At 68.7% G+C, this 14,799-nt stretch carries 17 protein-coding genes; 7 read left to right on the top strand and 10 right to left on the bottom strand.

Annotation, left to right across the window (positions count from 1 at the left end):
- Nucleotides 1-114: 114 nt before the first annotated feature.
- Together HNP48_RS03830 and HNP48_RS03825 are read left to right on the top strand one after the other, a co-directional pair.
- The gene (locus tag HNP48_RS03830) at nt 115-1,086 is read left to right on the top strand and encodes a LysR family transcriptional regulator (RefSeq protein WP_184855500.1); all 972 of its coding nucleotides are present in this window, start codon (nt 115-117) and stop codon (nt 1,084-1,086) included.
- 144 nt (nt 1,087-1,230) lie between these two features.
- Entirely contained in the window at nt 1,231-1,740 is a 510-nt protein-coding gene (locus tag HNP48_RS03825) for an SRPBCC family protein (RefSeq protein WP_184855499.1), read from the top strand.
- 15 nt (nt 1,741-1,755) lie between these two features.
- Here the strand turns inward: HNP48_RS03825 and HNP48_RS03820 are convergent, their stop codons facing one another.
- Together HNP48_RS03820 and HNP48_RS03815 are read right to left on the bottom strand one after the other, a co-directional pair.
- On the bottom strand, nt 1,756-2,619 hold the full coding sequence (locus tag HNP48_RS03820) for a hypothetical protein (protein WP_184855498.1): 864 nt from the start codon (nt 2,617-2,619) through the stop codon (nt 1,756-1,758).
- A 32-nt stretch (nt 2,620-2,651) separates the two neighbouring features.
- Entirely contained in the window at nt 2,652-3,575 is a 924-nt protein-coding gene (locus HNP48_RS03815) for a LysR substrate-binding domain-containing protein (protein WP_184855497.1), read from the bottom strand.
- Between the two features lie 128 nt (nt 3,576-3,703).
- Here HNP48_RS03815 and HNP48_RS03810 point away from each other — a divergent pair, with 128 nt between their 5' ends.
- A complete protein-coding gene (locus tag HNP48_RS03810) occupies nt 3,704-4,405 on the top strand; it encodes a glutathione S-transferase family protein (protein WP_184855496.1) in 702 nt (233 codons plus the stop codon).
- A 2-nt stretch (nt 4,406-4,407) separates the two neighbouring features.
- On the opposite strand, the gene HNP48_RS03805 is transcribed toward HNP48_RS03810, so the two are convergent.
- Nucleotides 4,408-5,190, bottom strand: coding sequence for an SDR family oxidoreductase (locus HNP48_RS03805; protein WP_184855495.1), 783 nt, complete (start codon nt 5,188-5,190; stop codon nt 4,408-4,410).
- A 125-nt stretch (nt 5,191-5,315) separates the two neighbouring features.
- On the opposite strand from HNP48_RS03805, the gene HNP48_RS03800 reads away from it, so the two are divergent.
- Nucleotides 5,316-6,239 carry a LysR family transcriptional regulator gene (locus HNP48_RS03800; RefSeq protein ID WP_184855494.1) on the top strand — a complete coding sequence of 308 codons (924 nt, stop codon included), beginning with the start codon at nt 5,316-5,318 and terminating at the stop codon, nt 6,237-6,239.
- 4 nt (nt 6,240-6,243) lie between these two features.
- Here the strand turns inward: HNP48_RS03800 and HNP48_RS03795 are convergent, their stop codons facing one another.
- Entirely contained in the window at nt 6,244-6,816 is a 573-nt protein-coding gene (locus HNP48_RS03795) for a DUF1439 domain-containing protein (RefSeq protein WP_184855493.1), read from the bottom strand.
- Between the two features lie 49 nt (nt 6,817-6,865).
- On the opposite strand from HNP48_RS03795, the gene HNP48_RS03790 reads away from it, so the two are divergent.
- Entirely contained in the window at nt 6,866-7,756 is an 891-nt protein-coding gene (locus HNP48_RS03790) for an AraC family transcriptional regulator (RefSeq protein ID WP_184855492.1), read from the top strand.
- Nucleotides 7,757-7,825: 69 nt separating this feature from the next.
- On the top strand, nt 7,826-8,737 hold the full coding sequence (locus HNP48_RS03785; protein ID WP_184855491.1) for a DMT family transporter: 912 nt from the start codon (nt 7,826-7,828) through the stop codon (nt 8,735-8,737).
- 32 nt (nt 8,738-8,769) lie between these two features.
- On the opposite strand, the gene HNP48_RS03780 is transcribed toward HNP48_RS03785, so the two are convergent.
- The 6 genes from HNP48_RS03780 to HNP48_RS03755 all read right to left on the bottom strand — a co-directional run bounded on the left by HNP48_RS03780 (nt 8,770) and on the right by HNP48_RS03755 (nt 12,446).
- Complete coding sequence (locus tag HNP48_RS03780) at nt 8,770-9,021, bottom strand: hypothetical protein (protein WP_184855490.1); 252 nt, start codon at nt 9,019-9,021, stop codon at nt 8,770-8,772.
- Between the two features lie 49 nt (nt 9,022-9,070).
- The gene (locus HNP48_RS03775; protein WP_184855489.1) at nt 9,071-9,574 is read right to left on the bottom strand and encodes a GNAT family N-acetyltransferase; all 504 of its coding nucleotides are present in this window, start codon (nt 9,572-9,574) and stop codon (nt 9,071-9,073) included.
- A gap of 9 nt (nt 9,575-9,583) precedes the next feature.
- A complete protein-coding gene (locus HNP48_RS03770; RefSeq protein ID WP_184855488.1) occupies nt 9,584-10,318 on the bottom strand; it encodes a tRNA-uridine aminocarboxypropyltransferase in 735 nt (244 codons plus the stop codon).
- An 11-nt stretch (nt 10,319-10,329) separates the two neighbouring features.
- Nucleotides 10,330-10,965: a trans-aconitate 2-methyltransferase gene (locus HNP48_RS03765; RefSeq protein ID WP_184855487.1), complete on the bottom strand. Its 636-nt coding sequence runs from the start codon at nt 10,963-10,965 to the stop codon at nt 10,330-10,332.
- Between the two features lie 28 nt (nt 10,966-10,993).
- Nucleotides 10,994-11,566: a hypothetical protein gene (locus HNP48_RS03760; RefSeq protein WP_184855486.1), complete on the bottom strand. Its 573-nt coding sequence runs from the start codon at nt 11,564-11,566 to the stop codon at nt 10,994-10,996.
- Nucleotides 11,567-11,693: 127 nt separating this feature from the next.
- Nucleotides 11,694-12,446 carry a tyrosine-protein phosphatase gene (locus HNP48_RS03755; RefSeq protein WP_184855485.1) on the bottom strand — a complete coding sequence of 251 codons (753 nt, stop codon included), beginning with the start codon at nt 12,444-12,446 and terminating at the stop codon, nt 11,694-11,696.
- A 244-nt stretch (nt 12,447-12,690) separates the two neighbouring features.
- Between HNP48_RS03755 and HNP48_RS03750 the strand changes: the two genes are divergently transcribed.
- The gene (locus tag HNP48_RS03750) at nt 12,691-14,799 is read left to right on the top strand and encodes a TonB-dependent siderophore receptor (protein ID WP_184855484.1); all 2,109 of its coding nucleotides are present in this window, start codon (nt 12,691-12,693) and stop codon (nt 14,797-14,799) included.

Genomic DNA, 14,799 nt, shown 5'->3' with positions numbered 1-14,799 from the left:
CAGACGCGGTGCGTCGCCATGGGGATGAAATGTAGGCACTCCATTGCCATCTCACTAGCCCATAATCGCCTGATTTATTGGCAATAAATACTTGCCAATTTAAGGAGTTTCACCATGGCCATCAACGAGTTGCGCGCCATCGCCACCTTTGCCAAGGCGGCCGAGCTGGGCAGCCTGCGCCAGGCGGCTTCGGCCCAGGGCATCACGCCGCAGGCCGCCAGCCTGGCGCTGGGGCAGCTCGAATCGCACCTGGGCGTGCGCCTGTTCCACCGCACCACGCGCAGCCTGAGCCTGACCGAAGAGGGGCGCCAGTTCCTCGACGCCGCCCAGCCCGGGCTGGCCACGCTGCAGCGCGCCGTGCACGGTGCGCGGCGCGGGCGCGAGGAGATCGCCGGGCCGCTGCGCATCACCGCGCCGCGCTCCATGATGCTGGAGGTGATCTGGCCCGTGGTGGACGAGTTCGTGCGCCGCTACCCGCTGGTGGAGCCCGATGTGCAGCTGGACGACCGCATCGGCAACTGGGTCGAGGACCGGGTCGACGTGGGCTTTCGCTCGGGCTACCCGCCCGAGGGCGGGGTGATCGCGCGGCGCCTGCTGTGGCTGCAGCTGGTGGTGTGCGCGACGCCAGGGTACCTCGCACGCCACGGTACGCCCATGCGCATCGAAGACCTGGCGCAGCACCGCTGCAGCGGCTTTCGCCACCCGGCCACGGGCAAGCCCATGCCTTGGGAGTTCCAGGTGGGCGAGGACATCGTGGCGCACGCCATTCCACCGGCCTTCTGCACCAACGACATCGAGCTGGAGGCGCGCGCCGTGCTGGGCGGCCATGCCATTGGCCAGTTGGTGGGGGTGACCGCCGCGCCCCTGGTGCGCAGCGGGCAGCTGGTGCCGGTGCTGACCGGCTTCATCCCCCGGCACCTGGGGCTGTATGTGTACTACGGCAGCCGTGCGGCCCAGCCGGCGCGCGTGCGCGCCTTCATCGACCTGGCCGTGGAGATGCTGGCGGACCAGCCGGTGTTCAGCCTGGGCGCCCAGGAGCTGGCTGGGGCACAGCGCAAGCCCCGGCGGCGGCAATCCACGGCCTGAGCCCCGTTTGCGCACGGTTCTTTCGGCACGGGAAGGGGCAATTGTTCACGGTTTGGCAAACAGTCCGTTTGAGAAAACGGTATTTATCGTTTCCGCCTTCCACAATACATTCGATTCACCCTGCAAGAACCGGACGCCGCCACCATGCCCACCTTTACCGCCACGGTCCAGACGCATATCAAGGCCTCGCCTGCCCAGGCGTTCGGGTTCATCGCGCCTATCGACCCGACCACGCTGTTCACCGGCTATGGCCCCTTGCCGGCCGTGACCGGCACCCGCGACCAGACCGGCCCCTGGGATGCCCCGGGGCAGACGCGCACGGTGGCCATGTCCGACGGCAGCAGCGTACAGGAGGGGCTCAAGCACTACCGCCCGGCCCAGTACTTTGCCTACACGGTGAGCGGTTTCACGGGCGCGCTGCGCTGGCTGGCCACGGGGGCCGACGGTGCCTGGTGGTTCGACCCCGAGGCCAATGGCACACAGACCACGGTGCGCTGGCGCCATGCCTTCCACGCGCGCTCCAAGTGGGCCGCTCCGGTGCTCTGGCTGCTGGCCAGCGTGCTGTGGCGCGGCTACATGCGCAAGGCGCTGCGCCTGGCCAAGGCGCGCATCGAGATGGCGCCGCGCACGCCGGCAGCAGCACTGTCGGCTTGACAGCGCCCTGCGCGTTCAACCGCCCTTGGCTTCGAAATAGGGCTTGCCCTGGATGGCCGAAGGCTTGGCCTTGAAAGCCTTGGCGGGCACGAGGGTCTTGCCAGATCGCTCTTGCGCCGCCGCACCGTCCTTGGGGGCCAGCGCCGGCTGGATGCAGGCCGTGCGTGCTTCGTCCACGGCCTCTGCCGCCAGCGGCCGGCGCTTGCCCATGCGGTCGCCCTCCAGGTAGAGCACATCGCCCTTGAACACGGCATGCGGCGTGAGCAAGGGCATGGCCTGCACCTCATCGAACGCCACGAGCACGGAGCCCGCGGCCTCCAGCCGGTACTGCACGACCTGCACCTCCACCGGCTTGCCGGGCGCCGGCTCGGTCACGTCGCCCAGGTAAAGGTAGCGCGCCTGCGCCAGTGGCACGGGCGGCAGCTTGTAGATCTCGGACCAGGAGTTCTGGTCCTTGCCGAACAGGGGCCTCAAGGTGGCCGGGGGCTTGTCATCGGCCGACCAGGCGACGGCCGGCGCACGCGCGTTGGACAGCGTGTGGCCATGGAAGTCGAGCTCCACCATGCCGCCCTGGGCCTCCTTGCGGCCTGGGAGCACCACAAACGCCGTCTTCTCCGGCCGCACCTGCTGCAGGCGGATGCCCTGGCCCTCGGCCTTCCAGCGGCCTGCGGCCAGCAGGTCGAGCGACCCGCCCATGAAGGCAAAGCAGAAGGTGTTGTCGTCCAGCAGCGCCAATTGCGCCACGGTGTCGACCGAACCGCCCCGGTACTCGCCCACAAAGGCCTTTTCGGCCTCGGTGAGCGCCTGTGCCGGGGCGCAGACAAGCGCGCCCACAACCAGGGCTGTGGCAATCCGCAAAGGCCTGAAAGCGTGGTGCATGCAATGGTCTCCCCCGATGGCTGGACCGGCCACTATACGGGGGCCGGCGCCTCGAACCCCCGGTAGCGCGCAATGCCCTCGGCCAGAAAGTCCACTGCAGCCCGTACCGAAGGCAATTGCCCGCGCCGGTGCGAGATGAGCAGCGTGGTCGTCATGCCGCCCGCGAAGTCGAAGCCGGACAGCAAGCGCACCAGCCGACCGGCCTCGATGCTGGGCTGGCTCAGGCCGCGCGGCAGGCAGCCGATGCCCACGCCCGCATGGGCCGCCTGCAGCAGCGTCCAGGGCTCGTCGGCAAAGAAGCGCGGCACCGGGCGCACCGCGCAGGTCTCACCGCCGCGCACAAAGGTCCACACCAACGCGGACGGTGCGGGCGAGAGGAGCAGCGCGTCGTGCCCGGCCAGTTCGTCCGGATGAACGGGGATGCCTCGCGCCGACAGATAGGCCGGCGCGGCCACCGTGTAGAACGGCTCGCGGCCCACGCGCCGCTGCACCAGGTCCGAGTCGGGCAACGGGGCCGAATGGTCGCGCACACCGATGTCGAAGCCCTCCTGCACCAGGTCCACGAAGCGGTCCGTCGCATGCAGCATCACCTGCAGCTTCGGGTAGCGCACGGCCAGGCCGGGCAGCAGATCGGCCAGCACCAGTTGGGCTGTGGTGACCGAGGCCGTGATGCGCACGATGCCTGCCGGCTCTGCCTGCAGGCCGCGCACCACGTTCTCGGCTGCCTCGGCCTCGATCAGCATGGCCGCGGCATGGCGGTAGAAGGCCTGGCCGGTGTCGGTCACCACGAAGACGCGCGAACTGCGCTGTATCAGGCACACGCCCAGCGTGGCCTCGAGCTGCGCCACGCGCTTGCTCAGCGTGGACTTGGGCACCTCCAGCGCCCGCGCAGCCGCAGCAAAGCCGCCATGGTCCACCACGCGCACGAACCACTGCAGGTCATTGAGATTGAGCATGCCCTATCGTCCACAAAAAGAGACGATGAGTCTACTTTTGCCTGACTACACAGGCAACGGCCACATCCGTATCTTTGCAAGGTCTTCTTTTGATCTTTCTTTTTCTTTTCTCAACCAAGGAACCTGCAATGACACCAACCCTTTTCTATGGCGTGCCCCAGGGCTGCTCGCTGGCCAGCATCATCGCGCTCGAATGGCTGGGCGCGCCCTACGCGCTCTCGCGCATCGAGATGCTCGAACACCCCTGGCCCGCGGCGTTTGCGCGCATCAATCCGCAGAACCTGACACCCGCCTACGTGACGGCCGAGGGCCAGTTGCTCAGCGAAAGCATGGCCATCCTGCTGCACCTGGCGGCGCAAAAGGGCCACCAGCTCGGCTACCCGCAGGGCAGCCCGGAGCACGACCGGCTCAACCAGACCCTGGCCTATCTGGCCACGGATTTCTTCGCGGCCTTTGCACCGCTGTGGGCCGCCTATGAAATGGCCACCGACCCACCGCGCCAGGAAGCGCTGCGCGATTGGGGCCGCCCCCAGGTCGCCAAGGGCTGCGCTCACCTCGACCGCTTGCTGGCGGAACGCGAATGGATCGACGGCGGCAGCAAGAAGACCGTGGCCGATGCCTACCTGGCCGCTGTGGCCCGCTGGGCCGAGTACCACGGTGTGCTGCGGGTCGAGGACTACCCTCACCTGGCAGCCCACCTGGCCAAGCTGCGCGCCGACCCCGCCGTGGTGTTCGCCGATGCCATCGAGCGGCAGCGGCCCACCACCAGCAGCGGCGGGTTCCAGGGCCATGTGGCGCTGGACGATGTGGTCGCGCAGTTGCCGGCCTGAGGTCAGGCTGCGAAACCGCCGTCGATGAGCAGGCTGGCCCCTGTGACCATGCCCGACTCGGGCCCGGCCAGGTAGGCCACCATGCCGGCGATCTCGGCCGGGTCGGCGTGGCGGTCGAGCGCCATCAGGCCATGCATGTCCTTGGCCATGGGGCCGTCGGCGGGGTTCATGTCGGTGTTCACCGGGCCGGGCTGCACGTTGTTCACGGTGATGCCGCGCGGCCCCAGGTCGCGTGCCAGGCCCTTGGTGAGCCCCACGATGGCGGCCTTGCTCATGCCGTAGACGCTGAAGCCGGCCCAGGGCAGGCGCTCGGAATTGGTGCTGCCGATGGTGATGACACGGCCATAGGCACCACCCTGGCCCATGTGGCGCACAGCGGCCTGGGTGGCCACGAACACACCGCGCACGTTGATGGCGAGCGTGCGGTCCAGGTCGTCGAGCGCAACGCTGCCGACCTCGCCCATGATGGCCACACCGGCATTGTTGACCAGGATGTCCAGGCGGCCCAGTTCACGCGCCGCGCCGTCGATGGCCGCGGTGATGGCAGCTGCATCGGCGCTGTCGGCGCGCAGTGCCAGGGCACGGCCGCCCGCAGCCTCGATCTCGGCGGCCAGCGCCTGGGCTGGCGCTGCGTTGCTGGTGTAGGTGAAGGCGACGGCAGCACCATCGCGCGCCAGGCGGCGCACGATGGCGGCACCGATGCCGCGCGAGCCTCCGGTGACGAAGGCGGCCTTGCCGGCCAGGACGCGGGTGGAAGACGACGAGGAAACAGAGGTGGCAGACATGGTGGATCTCCGGTGAAGTGGACCAGTGAATGCACTGGCAACACCTGCAGTCTCGGAAAACCATTGCACGGCCGGTAGCCATGAATCGGCTGTTCCTGTTTCAACCCTTGGTTGAAAATAGAGGCATGCAGCCGCTCAGCCACCTCGAATCCTTCGTCCAGTCCGCCGAGTTCGGCAGCTTCTCGGCCGCCGCACGGCGCATGGGCCTCACACCGGCCGCCGTGAGCAAGAACGTGGCACGGCTGGAGGCCAATCTCTCCGTGCGCCTGTTTCAGCGCAGCACGCGGCGCCTGGTGCTGACCGAGGGCGGCCAGCGCCTGCTGCAACAGATCAGCACACCGCTGGCCACCCTGGCCGATGCCGTGGAGCACGCGGCCGAGGCCGACCGCGCCCCGGCAGGTACGCTCAAGGTCAGCATGGGCCAGGCCTTCGGCCGTGCCTACCTGGTGCCGCTGCTGGGCGAGTTTTTGCAGCGCTACCCGGCCATCCAGCCCGACTGGCGCTTCGAAAACCGCCAGGTCGATCTGATCGGCGAGGGCTTTGACGCGGGCATTGGCGGCGGGCTAAACCTCAACCCCGGCATGGTGGCGCGCACGCTGGGCACCATCCACATCGTGGCGGTGGCGTCTCGTGCGCAGCTGCAGGGCCGCAAGGCGCCGCGCCACCCATCGGACCTCGCGCAATGGGACGGCATTGCGCGCCGCTCGATCCAGACGGGCCGCATCCACGTGGTCACGCTGCGCAACAAGGCCGGCGACGCGGCCGCAGCCGAGCTGCGCCCGCGCATCGTCTTCGACGACCCTGAGGCCATGTGCCAGGCCGCGCTGATGGGCCTGGGCGTGGCCCTGCTGCCCATGCCGTTTGCCCAGCCCTGGCTGGCCAGTGGCGACCTGGTGCGCCTGCTGCCGGGCTGGTGGTCCGATGCCGGGCCGACCTCGCTGTACTACCCCGACAAGAAGCTGTTGCCTGCGCGCACGCGGGTGTTCGTGGACTTCATCATCGAACAGTTCAGCCAGCGTGGCTTTGCGCAGCGGGTACGGGGGGATTGAGCCGTCAAGGTACCGGCTTGTTCACGAACGCGATGGACAAGCCTCGGGGCGTCACGGTGATGGCGCCTGGCTGCAAGCCCATGCCGTCGAGCGGCCCCAAGTCCTGCGGGCGCAGCCGGTGCAGCATCACCTCGCGCAGCGACTGCTCCGCCAGGCCCGGGCCATAGCCGTTGAGCAGCACCACCACCTCGGGCCGCAGGCTGGGAAAGTCCAGCCGCACCAGGCGCAGCTGGTGGGCACGCAGGCTGCGGTCGCTGGCTTCATAGCGCAGGGCGAATTCCACCTCCAGCGTGCCGCTGTGGCTGCGGCGCAGCGCGGGTCCGGCGGCGCTGAGCGGGAAGGCCGCGCCCAGCCGGTTGCTTTCGGGCAGCAGCGACAGGCGCGGGGTCTGCACGTCCACATCCACCAGACCGGCCATGGGGTAGCGCAAGGGAAAGCGCTGCGCCACGGCCTCCTGCAATTGTTCGAGCGACACGGTGTAGCCCGGCTGGGCCTGCGCGGCGCGCGCGCCCAGCAGCGCCAGGCTGCCAAGCGCCCATGGGCACGCTCCAGTGGCAAGAAAAAATCGGCGGCGCATTCAGCAGCTCCTTGGATGGATGGCAGGCAGACCTGGGAATAATGGGCGGATGGTGACAACAACGCCAACGCCCACCCATCGTGCCCAGGTCTTCGGATCGCCCTGGGAAGGTGTGTACGCCACGCACATCGAAAGTTCCCGCCACTATGGCAGGCATTGGCATGCCGTCTATGGCCTGGGGCTTCTCGACCAGGGCGCGCAGAGTTCGGCCAGCGGTCGCGGCGCGGTGGATGCCTATGCGGGCGACCTGATCACCACCAACCCCGGCGAGGTGCATGACGGCCGGCCCCTGGGTACCCCATCGCGCCGCTGGCGCATGGTCTACCTGGAGCCCTCGGTGGTACAGGCCATGGCCGACGACCTGGCCATCGCGTCGCCCCAGGGGCTGGCCCTGGCCCGCCCGGTGATCCAGCACGACCTGGCGCTGCGCACGGCCCTGGACCAGTTGCTGCAGCGCCTGGCGCACTGGAATGAGGGGCCGCAGGCTTCCACCAGCGTGGCCGCCCTGGCCTGTGAGGAGGCGCTGGCCCACACGGGTGCCCTGCTGCTGGGCCGGCATGCCAATGCGGCACTGCCGCAAGCGAGCGCCGCCGAGGCAGCGGCTGCCATGCGCCAGGTGCGCGACCGGCTGGCCGACCTGCTGCGGGCACCGCCCACGCTTGCGCAGCTGGCCACCATGTCCGGCCTGGGCAAGTACCAGCTGCTGCGCCGCTTCACCCAGGCCTATGGCCTGCCACCCCATGCCTGGCTGCTGCAGCAGCGTGCCGAGCATGCCCGCCACCGGGTGCTGCGCGGCGCCAGCCTGGCCGATGCAGCGGCCGACAGCGGCTTTGCCGACCAGAGCCACATGACGCGCATCTTCACGCGGCAATTCGGCTTCACGCCCGGCGCCTGGCAGAAGGCCACGGCGAGCCCACCGCGCCGGCCGCTGCCGCAATAACGTTCAAGACCGCTGGCGCCTGCCCCGCGACACTGCCTGCAGTTTTCAACAAGCGCAAAGGGGCAGGGGATGGGCGTTTCGGACGCATGGAAGGGCCAGCTGCTGTGCAGCCTGGCCATGGTGCTGGTGGGCAGCACGGTGGTGGTCAGCAAAGTGATCGCACAGGACATCGAGCCGTTTGCGGCCACCGTGCTGCGCCACGCGCTGGCGCTGCCGGTGTTCTTTGCGCTGATGCGCTGGCGCGGCCAGCGGCTGCCACGCCTGGGCCGGCGCGATGCGCTGCTGCTCACCGTGCAGGCGGCTGCGGGCAGCGTGGGCTACTCGGTGCTGCTGATCCTCGGGGTAAAGCTCGCCAGCGCATCGGACGCAGGCATCGTGGCAGGCACGCTGCCTGCGGCCGCTGCACTGTTCTCAGCCCTGCTGCTGGGCGAGCGGCCCGGCTGGCGCCTGGTGGTGGCCATCGCGCTGGCCACGGCCGGGGTCATGGCGGTCGCGGCCAGCCCTGGCGAAGGCCTGGCGCAAGGGGGTGGCGGCTCGCGCCTGGCGGGCATCGCCCTGGTGCTGGCGGCCGTGGCCTGCGAGGCGGTGTTCATCCTGGCCAGCAAGCGGCTGTCTGTGCCTGTTCCGGCGCTGGCCCTGTCCACCCTGATGTCGGGTGGGGGGCTGCTGCTTTCCATCCTGCCGGCCTGGTGGATGGCACAGGCCTCACCCTCCACCCTCACAGCACCGGCACTGGCCGCAGTGCTGTACTACGCCTGGGTGCCGACCGTGGGCGGCTTTCTGCTGTGGTACGCGGGCAGCGCGCGCACCAGCGGCGTGCGCGCATCGCTGGCCACCGTCTGGCTGCCGGTGTCGGCCCTGCTGCTGTCGGTGGCGTTTCTCGGTGAATCCCTCCACCGCTGGCAGGGCCTGGGCCTGGCTTGCGTGGTGGCTGCGATGCTGCTGGCCGCCCTGCCGGGCGGGCAGGACCCGCAGGCCTGAAGGAGCAGGACTGAAGCCGGAAGGGGCGGCGCTCAGCGCCCCACCACCGACCAGCCGGCGTGCAGGTTGGTCTTGTCGTTCTCGTACTCCCAGGCCGTGCCGCAGCGGTCGCACTGGTAGCGGGTGAAAGTGACCTGGCCATGGTCACGGTCTTCCTTGCGGCTGCCGCGCTGCACCAGCTCGGCATGGCCGGGCGCGCGGCGCCAGTTGCGCTGGATGCCCTTGCAGGACTCGCACAGCTCCATGGGCTTGAGTTCGGTGTGCCGTTCGTGTTGCTTGGTCATGGGAAGGGCCTTGCCGTTCTGAAGAGGGGGAGGGAAGAATGCCGGGGCGCTATTGTCCCACTCCCGCGGCCCCCGTCAGCCGCTTGGCCATGCGCGCGTTGGACAGCACCACGCCGTGGCGTTCCACCTGCTGGCGGGCTTCGACGGCAAATCCGCTCTTCGCGAAGAAAGGCTCGGCCGTGAGGCTGACGTCGGCCCACAGGCGGGAAATGCCACGCAGCGCGGCCTGCGCATGGATGTGCGCCATCAGGGCCTGCGCCACCCCCTGGCCGGCATGGGCGGGCGCGACGAAGAAATGGTCGATGTAGCCCGTGGGCTGCAGATCCGAGAAACCGGCAATGGTGGCCACGCCATCCCCGGCACGCCCTTGCGCAATGAAGGGCCGGTTGGACTGCAGGCGCGCCCCCCAGGCCGCCACGTCGTAGGACAGGGGGGCCCAGGCATCGCGCTGCTCCTGGGTGTATTCCGCACGGGCCCTTGCATGCACGGCGGCATGGAACAGTGCACGCAACGCGGGTGCATCGGCCGGCTCGAAATCGCGGATGACCCACATCGGCCAGCCCTAGCGGCGCAGGGCGCGCAGGCGCTCATGCACTGCGTCGCCCGGGTCCACCGGCAACTGGTGCTTGGACTGCAGGTAGTGGTTGGTGAACACGTCGAGGTAGGCTTCCAGCGTCTGGGCTGCATGGCCCTCGCCCGCCAGCTCCATGCACAGGGCCGCCACCTCGGAGGTGCAGAAATGGTCCTCGCGCGTGCTGCGGCGCAGACGGTAGCGCGAAAGCTGCTCACCGGCCAGGCTGAGCACGGGGAAGCGGTCCAGGTAGGGGCTCTTGCGGAACATCTTGCGCGCCTCGGGCCAGGTGGCGTCGAGCAGCACGAACAGCGGGCGCTTGCCGGCCGGCATTCCCGCGACATTCGCCACCACACGCTCGGGGACCACGAATTCGCCCGGGAACACCACATAGGGCTGCCACTGCGGATCGGCCAGCAGGGCGAGCAAGGCCGGGTCGACCTCGGTGCGTGCCCAGCCGAAGGCCCAGGTATCGGCCACCACGTCGGCGATCAGCCAGCCGGTGTTGCTGGGCTTGAGCGGCTCGATGTCGGCCATCAGCAGGCAGACGCCGGCCTGCGGGGTGAGCTGCGGGCGCAGCGCGCACAGGCAATGGCTGGGCACCAGCCGGCACCCCGGGCAGCGCACACCACGCGGCCCGCCCCGGGCCAGAAAGGGCTTGGCACTGCGTGCCAGTCGCGCGGCGCGCAGGCGCGACACGGCGTGCGGCAGTGCCGGCACGGGCATGGCAGCGGCCGTCACCGGCCACCCATGTGTTCGAGGGCAAACAAGGGCAGCTCGGCCTTCGGGCTCAGCCACAGGCCGCCGCCCAGCTCAGTGAAACCTTCGCCCAGCGTACGCCGGTACAGCTGCGCGGGGTGGCGGAACATGCGCGGGTCGGTCAGCGTCTCGTCCACGACGTCCTGCTCCCAGTCCTCGCGCGCGACGGCCTCCACGTACAACGCGCCCCGGCTCAGCCCGGCGAGGTTGCGCATGGCCTGCTGCACATCGGCCTCATTGAGGTAGGGCAGCACGCCCTGGCAGATCACCAGGTCGTAGGGCGTGCGCGCCTGGTAGTCGACCACCGAGCCCCGCTCCCAGCCGAAACGGCCGCACAGGTACTCGCTGAACTCGACGCCATGGAACGAGGCCTTGGGGAAGTGCCGGGCCACGATGTCGCGCCACAGGCCGATGCCGCAGCCCAGGTCCAGCACGCGCCGCACCGGCACGCGCAGGTACTGCAGGTAGCTGCAGACGAAGGCGCCCAGCCGCTCGGTGTGCGCCGGGTCGACCACGCTGGTCTTCTTGTCGAAGTAGAAACGCTCGTAATAGGCCGCATCGAAGCCATCGGCGCTGGCGCTCTGGCCGGCACGGTGTGCAGAGGTCACTGCCATTCCTTGTTGTAGCGGCTCGGGCAGAGGGTCACTTGCCCTGCGGCGTCCAGACCGGGTTGAGCAAGCGCTCCAGGCGCGCGCGCGATGCGTCGAGGCGCAGCAGTTCCTTGTCGATGACGGCGTTGGTCATCGAGACCTTGCTGCCGCCCACCTCGAAGGCCTGGCCCTTGGACACCGGCACCAGCGACTCGCGGAACGCCTTGTCCTTGGCCAGCACGGGGTCGGTGGACAGCTTGCGCATGCGCATCATCTCCACACGGGTCATCAGGGCCTGCTCGTAGCTCTTGTCCACCACCGGCTTGCGTTCCTTGATGCTGGCTTTGTAGCTCACCAGCGTGGCGCGTTCGAGCTCGATGGTGTTCTGGAGTGCAAAGGCCACCCGTTCCGTGGAACTGCGGCTGACCGCCGCCTCGGGGTCCTTGAGGCCGGACCAGAACTCACGGTGCACGTCTTCCGTCAGGGTGGCACCGTCCTTGAACATGGACAGGATCACGGCCTGGCGCTCCGCATCGGTCTGGGCCGCCATGGCCAGGGGGGACAAGGCGCCCAGCGACAGTGCCAGCACCAGGCCGGCACGCAGGCATTGCTTGCGAAGGTTCATTCAAAACTCACTCAAAAACAGTCGGCAGGAGAAAGGCGTGGACTATGCCACCACCCGCATGCCGCAGCAGGGCAGCCAGGTATCCACGTGTAAGCAGGTATCCGCTACCGAGCGCACCACGCCACGCTCAGGCCGCAGCTTGCAGGTACAGCCCCGCCAACTGCCGCTGCGCGGCCGCATCCACCCCCAGCACCTCCACCAGGTAGGTCTGCACGCCACCGTAGTCCTGGTCCACCATGTGCAATGCGGCGTCCAGGAACTCCTCCTGCACGCGCCAGAGCACGGCCAGCACTTCCTCGGGCGCATGGCTGCCCATGCCGGCGGGGCGGCGGTAGAGGTTGTTGGTGAGCAGGTAGTCCTGCATCACGGTGTCGCGCGGCACACCCAGCGCGAGCAGGATGAGCGCCGCGGCAAAGCCGGTGCGGTCCTTGCCGGCCGTGCAGTGGAACACCGTGGGGGCATCGCTGGCCAGCAGCAGGCGGAACAGCTCGGCAAAGCGTGGCGCGTTCTCGTGCACGAAGCCGCGGTAGGTCTGCTGCATCAGGCCCACAGCATCCTGCGCGGTGAGTGTGCGGCCCGTGGCCTGCAGCTCCAGTGCGCGCTGCACCACGGTGGGCTCGATGACCAGCGGGTGGTAAGCCACGCCGGGGATGGCATAGGCATGGGCTGCGCCCTCGGCCTTGCCGCGGAAGTCGATGGCGCGGGTGACCCCCAGCTCGGCCAGCAGCGCCTGGTCGGTCGCGGTCAACCCGGCCAGGTGGTCCGAGCGGAAGATGCGCCGCCATTTCACGGCCCGCCCATGCTGGCCGACATAGCCCCCCAGGTCGCGGAAGTTGGTGGCACCGGCCATGGGCAGGGAACGGGTGGGATCTTGGGACATGGCAGCTGGCGGATAACAGGGAGCAATGCGAGGACGACGAGCTTAGCCCAGCACGGTGACCCCTGCTGTCGCCCCCGCGTTGGCCCCGCCCGGCCCGGGGCCAACGCGGGGGCTCTCCTGCCCGTAGTGCGGGCCAAGGCATCTTTTCACCATATGAATGATAATTACTATCATTGCATTTGTAAGAACAGGTTTCTCGCTGGCGGTCCCGGCGGCAAACCCATACGCACCGGGGAAATACGACATGACGACGACACCACACAGCCTGGCGCCCGCCGGCCTTGCACCCAACCGCTGCGCAGCCGCTGTCGCGCTGGCCTGCCTGGCCATGCCGCTGGCGCTGCATGCGCAGGACGCCAACCAGGCCTCGCCCGCGCTGGAGACCATTCAGATCACGGGCAGCTGGCTGGGCACGGGCCTGCAGAACAGCGTGAAGAACTTTGCCGGCGCACGCACGCAGGTGGACAAGGAAAAAATCGAGGCCACGGGCGCCGCCAGCATCGGCGAGGTGATGCGCCGCATCCCCGGAGTGCAGGCCTCCGAGAACTCGGGCACCGCGGGCAGCGCGATCTCGTTGAACATCGGTGTGCGCGGCCTCACGGGGCGCTACAGCCCGCGCTCCACCATCCTGCTCGACGGCGTACCGCTGGCGGTGGCGCCCTACGGCCAGCCCCAGCTCTCGTTTGCGCCGGTGAGCCTGAACAACATCGAAGCCATCGACGTGGTGCGCGGCGGCGGCGCGGTGCGCTACGGCCCGCAGAACGTGGGCGGCATCATCAACTTCACCAGCCGTGCCATACCTTCCAAGCCCGGCCTCACGGGCGACGTGACCGTGCGCCACAACCACTACAGCGAAGGCGGCCAGGACAACACGCAGTACAGCACTTTCCTGGGCTCGCAGCTGGACAACGGCCTGGGCCTGGCGCTGCTGTATTCGGGCATGACCGGCAGCAGCTGGCGCCAGGGCAGTGACGAGAAGGTCAACGACCTGGCCTTCAAGTTCCGCTACGAACTCACGGGCAGCTCCGAGGTCTACGGCAAGGTCTCCTACTACGACGTGAACTCGCGCACGCCGGGCGGCCTCACGGTGGCGCAGTTCAATGCCAACCCCTTCCAGAACACCCGCCCCACCGACTACTGGAACGGTGAGCGCAAGGGGCTGGACCTGGGCTACATCAACACGATCTCGGACAACCAGGAGTTCGAGGTGCGCGCCTACTACAACGACAGCACGCGCAAGAGCACGCTGATCAACGCCACCGGCACGCAGCTGGCGCACCAGCCGCGCGACTACGAAGTGCTGGGCATCGAGCCGCGCTACACCCAACGCGTGCAGCTGGGCGCCACCACGCACGATGTGACGGCAGGCTACCGCTTCCTGCGCGAGCGCGGCAACGACCGGGCCTACAACCAGACCATCGCCACCGGCGTGAACAGCGCCACCACACGCTTTGACAACGCGACCGATGCGCACGCGGTCTACATCGACGACCGCATCGCCTTCGGCGCCTGGCGCGTGACGCCGGGCGTGCGCTTCGAGCACATCGAGACGAACCGCGAGGACCGCGCCACCACGCAGCGCTTCGACACCACCAACAACAAGGCGCTGCCTTCGCTCAACGTGGCCTACCTGGTGAACCCGGCGCTCACGCTGTTCGCCAACTACGGCACCTCGTTCGGCCCGGTGCAGAACATCCAGCTGAACTCGCAGACGGCCACCAACCCGCTCAAGCCCGAGCTGGCCAAGACCGCCGAAGTGGGGGCGCGCTGGCAGACCCCGCAGATCCGCGCCGAACTCACGGCCTTCAAGATCCGCTTCGACAACCAGATCCTGCAGGTACCGGGCATCACGCCGGCCACCTTCCAGAACATTGGCGCCACCAGCCACGAGGGCATCGAGGCCGCCATCGACTACACGTTCGACAAGGCCAGCGCACTCGCCGGCCTGAACGTGTATGCCAACTACAGCTACACCAAGGCGATCCAGAAGTCGGGCACCACGGCCGGGCTGGACGTGCCCTTCTACTCGCGCAACACCGACACCCTGGGCGCACGCTACCAACTGGGCGACTGGGCCTTCAACCTGGCCAGCACGCACCAGAGCGCGCAGTACGCCGACACGGCCAACACCTTTGCCGAAACGGCCGACGCGCGCCTGGGACGCATCCCCGGGTTCCGCCTGTGGAACATCCAGGCCGACTGGAAGGTGCCCGGCTACAAGGGCAGCAGCATCGCCGTGGGCGTGAACAATCTGGCCGACAAGCGCTACTACACGCGCAATGTGGACGGCAACCCCGGCCGCATGGTGGGTACGCCGCGCATGCTGTACGTGCAAGGGCGTTTCGCGTTCTGA

Source organism: Acidovorax soli, assembly GCF_014207955.1.
In the GTDB taxonomy this organism is placed as follows: Bacteria; Pseudomonadota; Gammaproteobacteria; order Burkholderiales; family Burkholderiaceae_C; genus Acidovorax; species Acidovorax soli_A.
Note: the sequence above shows the minus strand (reverse complement) of the source record. Positions and strands in the feature narration are given on the sequence as shown.

Bases quoted from the DNA above. Each gene is read 5' to 3' on its own strand.
- HNP48_RS03815 (WP_184855497.1), bottom strand. From the start codon at position 3,575: ATGCTCAATCTCAATGACCTGCAGTGGTTCGTGCGCGTGGTGGACCAT.
- HNP48_RS03780 (WP_184855490.1), bottom strand. From the start codon at position 9,021: ATGACCAAGCAACACGAACGGCACACCGAACTCAAGCCCATGGAGCTG.
- HNP48_RS03810 (WP_184855496.1), top strand. From the start codon at position 3,704: ATGACACCAACCCTTTTCTATGGCGTGCCCCAGGGCTGCTCGCTGGCC.
- HNP48_RS03820 (WP_184855498.1), bottom strand. From the start codon at position 2,619: ATGCACCACGCTTTCAGGCCTTTGCGGATTGCCACAGCCCTGGTTGTG.
- HNP48_RS03790 (WP_184855492.1), top strand. From the start codon at position 6,866: ATGGTGACAACAACGCCAACGCCCACCCATCGTGCCCAGGTCTTCGGA.
- HNP48_RS03750 (WP_184855484.1), top strand. From the start codon at position 12,691: ATGACGACGACACCACACAGCCTGGCGCCCGCCGGCCTTGCACCCAAC.
- HNP48_RS03755 (WP_184855485.1), bottom strand. From the start codon at position 12,446: ATGTCCCAAGATCCCACCCGTTCCCTGCCCATGGCCGGTGCCACCAAC.
- HNP48_RS03765 (WP_184855487.1), bottom strand. From the start codon at position 10,965: ATGGCAGTGACCTCTGCACACCGTGCCGGCCAGAGCGCCAGCGCCGAT.
- HNP48_RS03825 (WP_184855499.1), top strand. From the start codon at position 1,231: ATGCCCACCTTTACCGCCACGGTCCAGACGCATATCAAGGCCTCGCCT.
- HNP48_RS03805 (WP_184855495.1), bottom strand. From the start codon at position 5,190: ATGTCTGCCACCTCTGTTTCCTCGTCGTCTTCCACCCGCGTCCTGGCC.
- HNP48_RS03770 (WP_184855488.1), bottom strand. From the start codon at position 10,318: ATGCCCGTGCCGGCACTGCCGCACGCCGTGTCGCGCCTGCGCGCCGCG.
- HNP48_RS03760 (WP_184855486.1), bottom strand. From the start codon at position 11,566: ATGAACCTTCGCAAGCAATGCCTGCGTGCCGGCCTGGTGCTGGCACTG.
- HNP48_RS03795 (WP_184855493.1), bottom strand. From the start codon at position 6,816: ATGCGCCGCCGATTTTTTCTTGCCACTGGAGCGTGCCCATGGGCGCTT.
- HNP48_RS03830 (WP_184855500.1), top strand. From the start codon at position 115: ATGGCCATCAACGAGTTGCGCGCCATCGCCACCTTTGCCAAGGCGGCC.
- HNP48_RS03800 (WP_184855494.1), top strand. From the start codon at position 5,316: ATGCAGCCGCTCAGCCACCTCGAATCCTTCGTCCAGTCCGCCGAGTTC.
- HNP48_RS03785 (WP_184855491.1), top strand. From the start codon at position 7,826: ATGGGCGTTTCGGACGCATGGAAGGGCCAGCTGCTGTGCAGCCTGGCC.
- HNP48_RS03775 (WP_184855489.1), bottom strand. From the start codon at position 9,574: ATGTGGGTCATCCGCGATTTCGAGCCGGCCGATGCACCCGCGTTGCGT.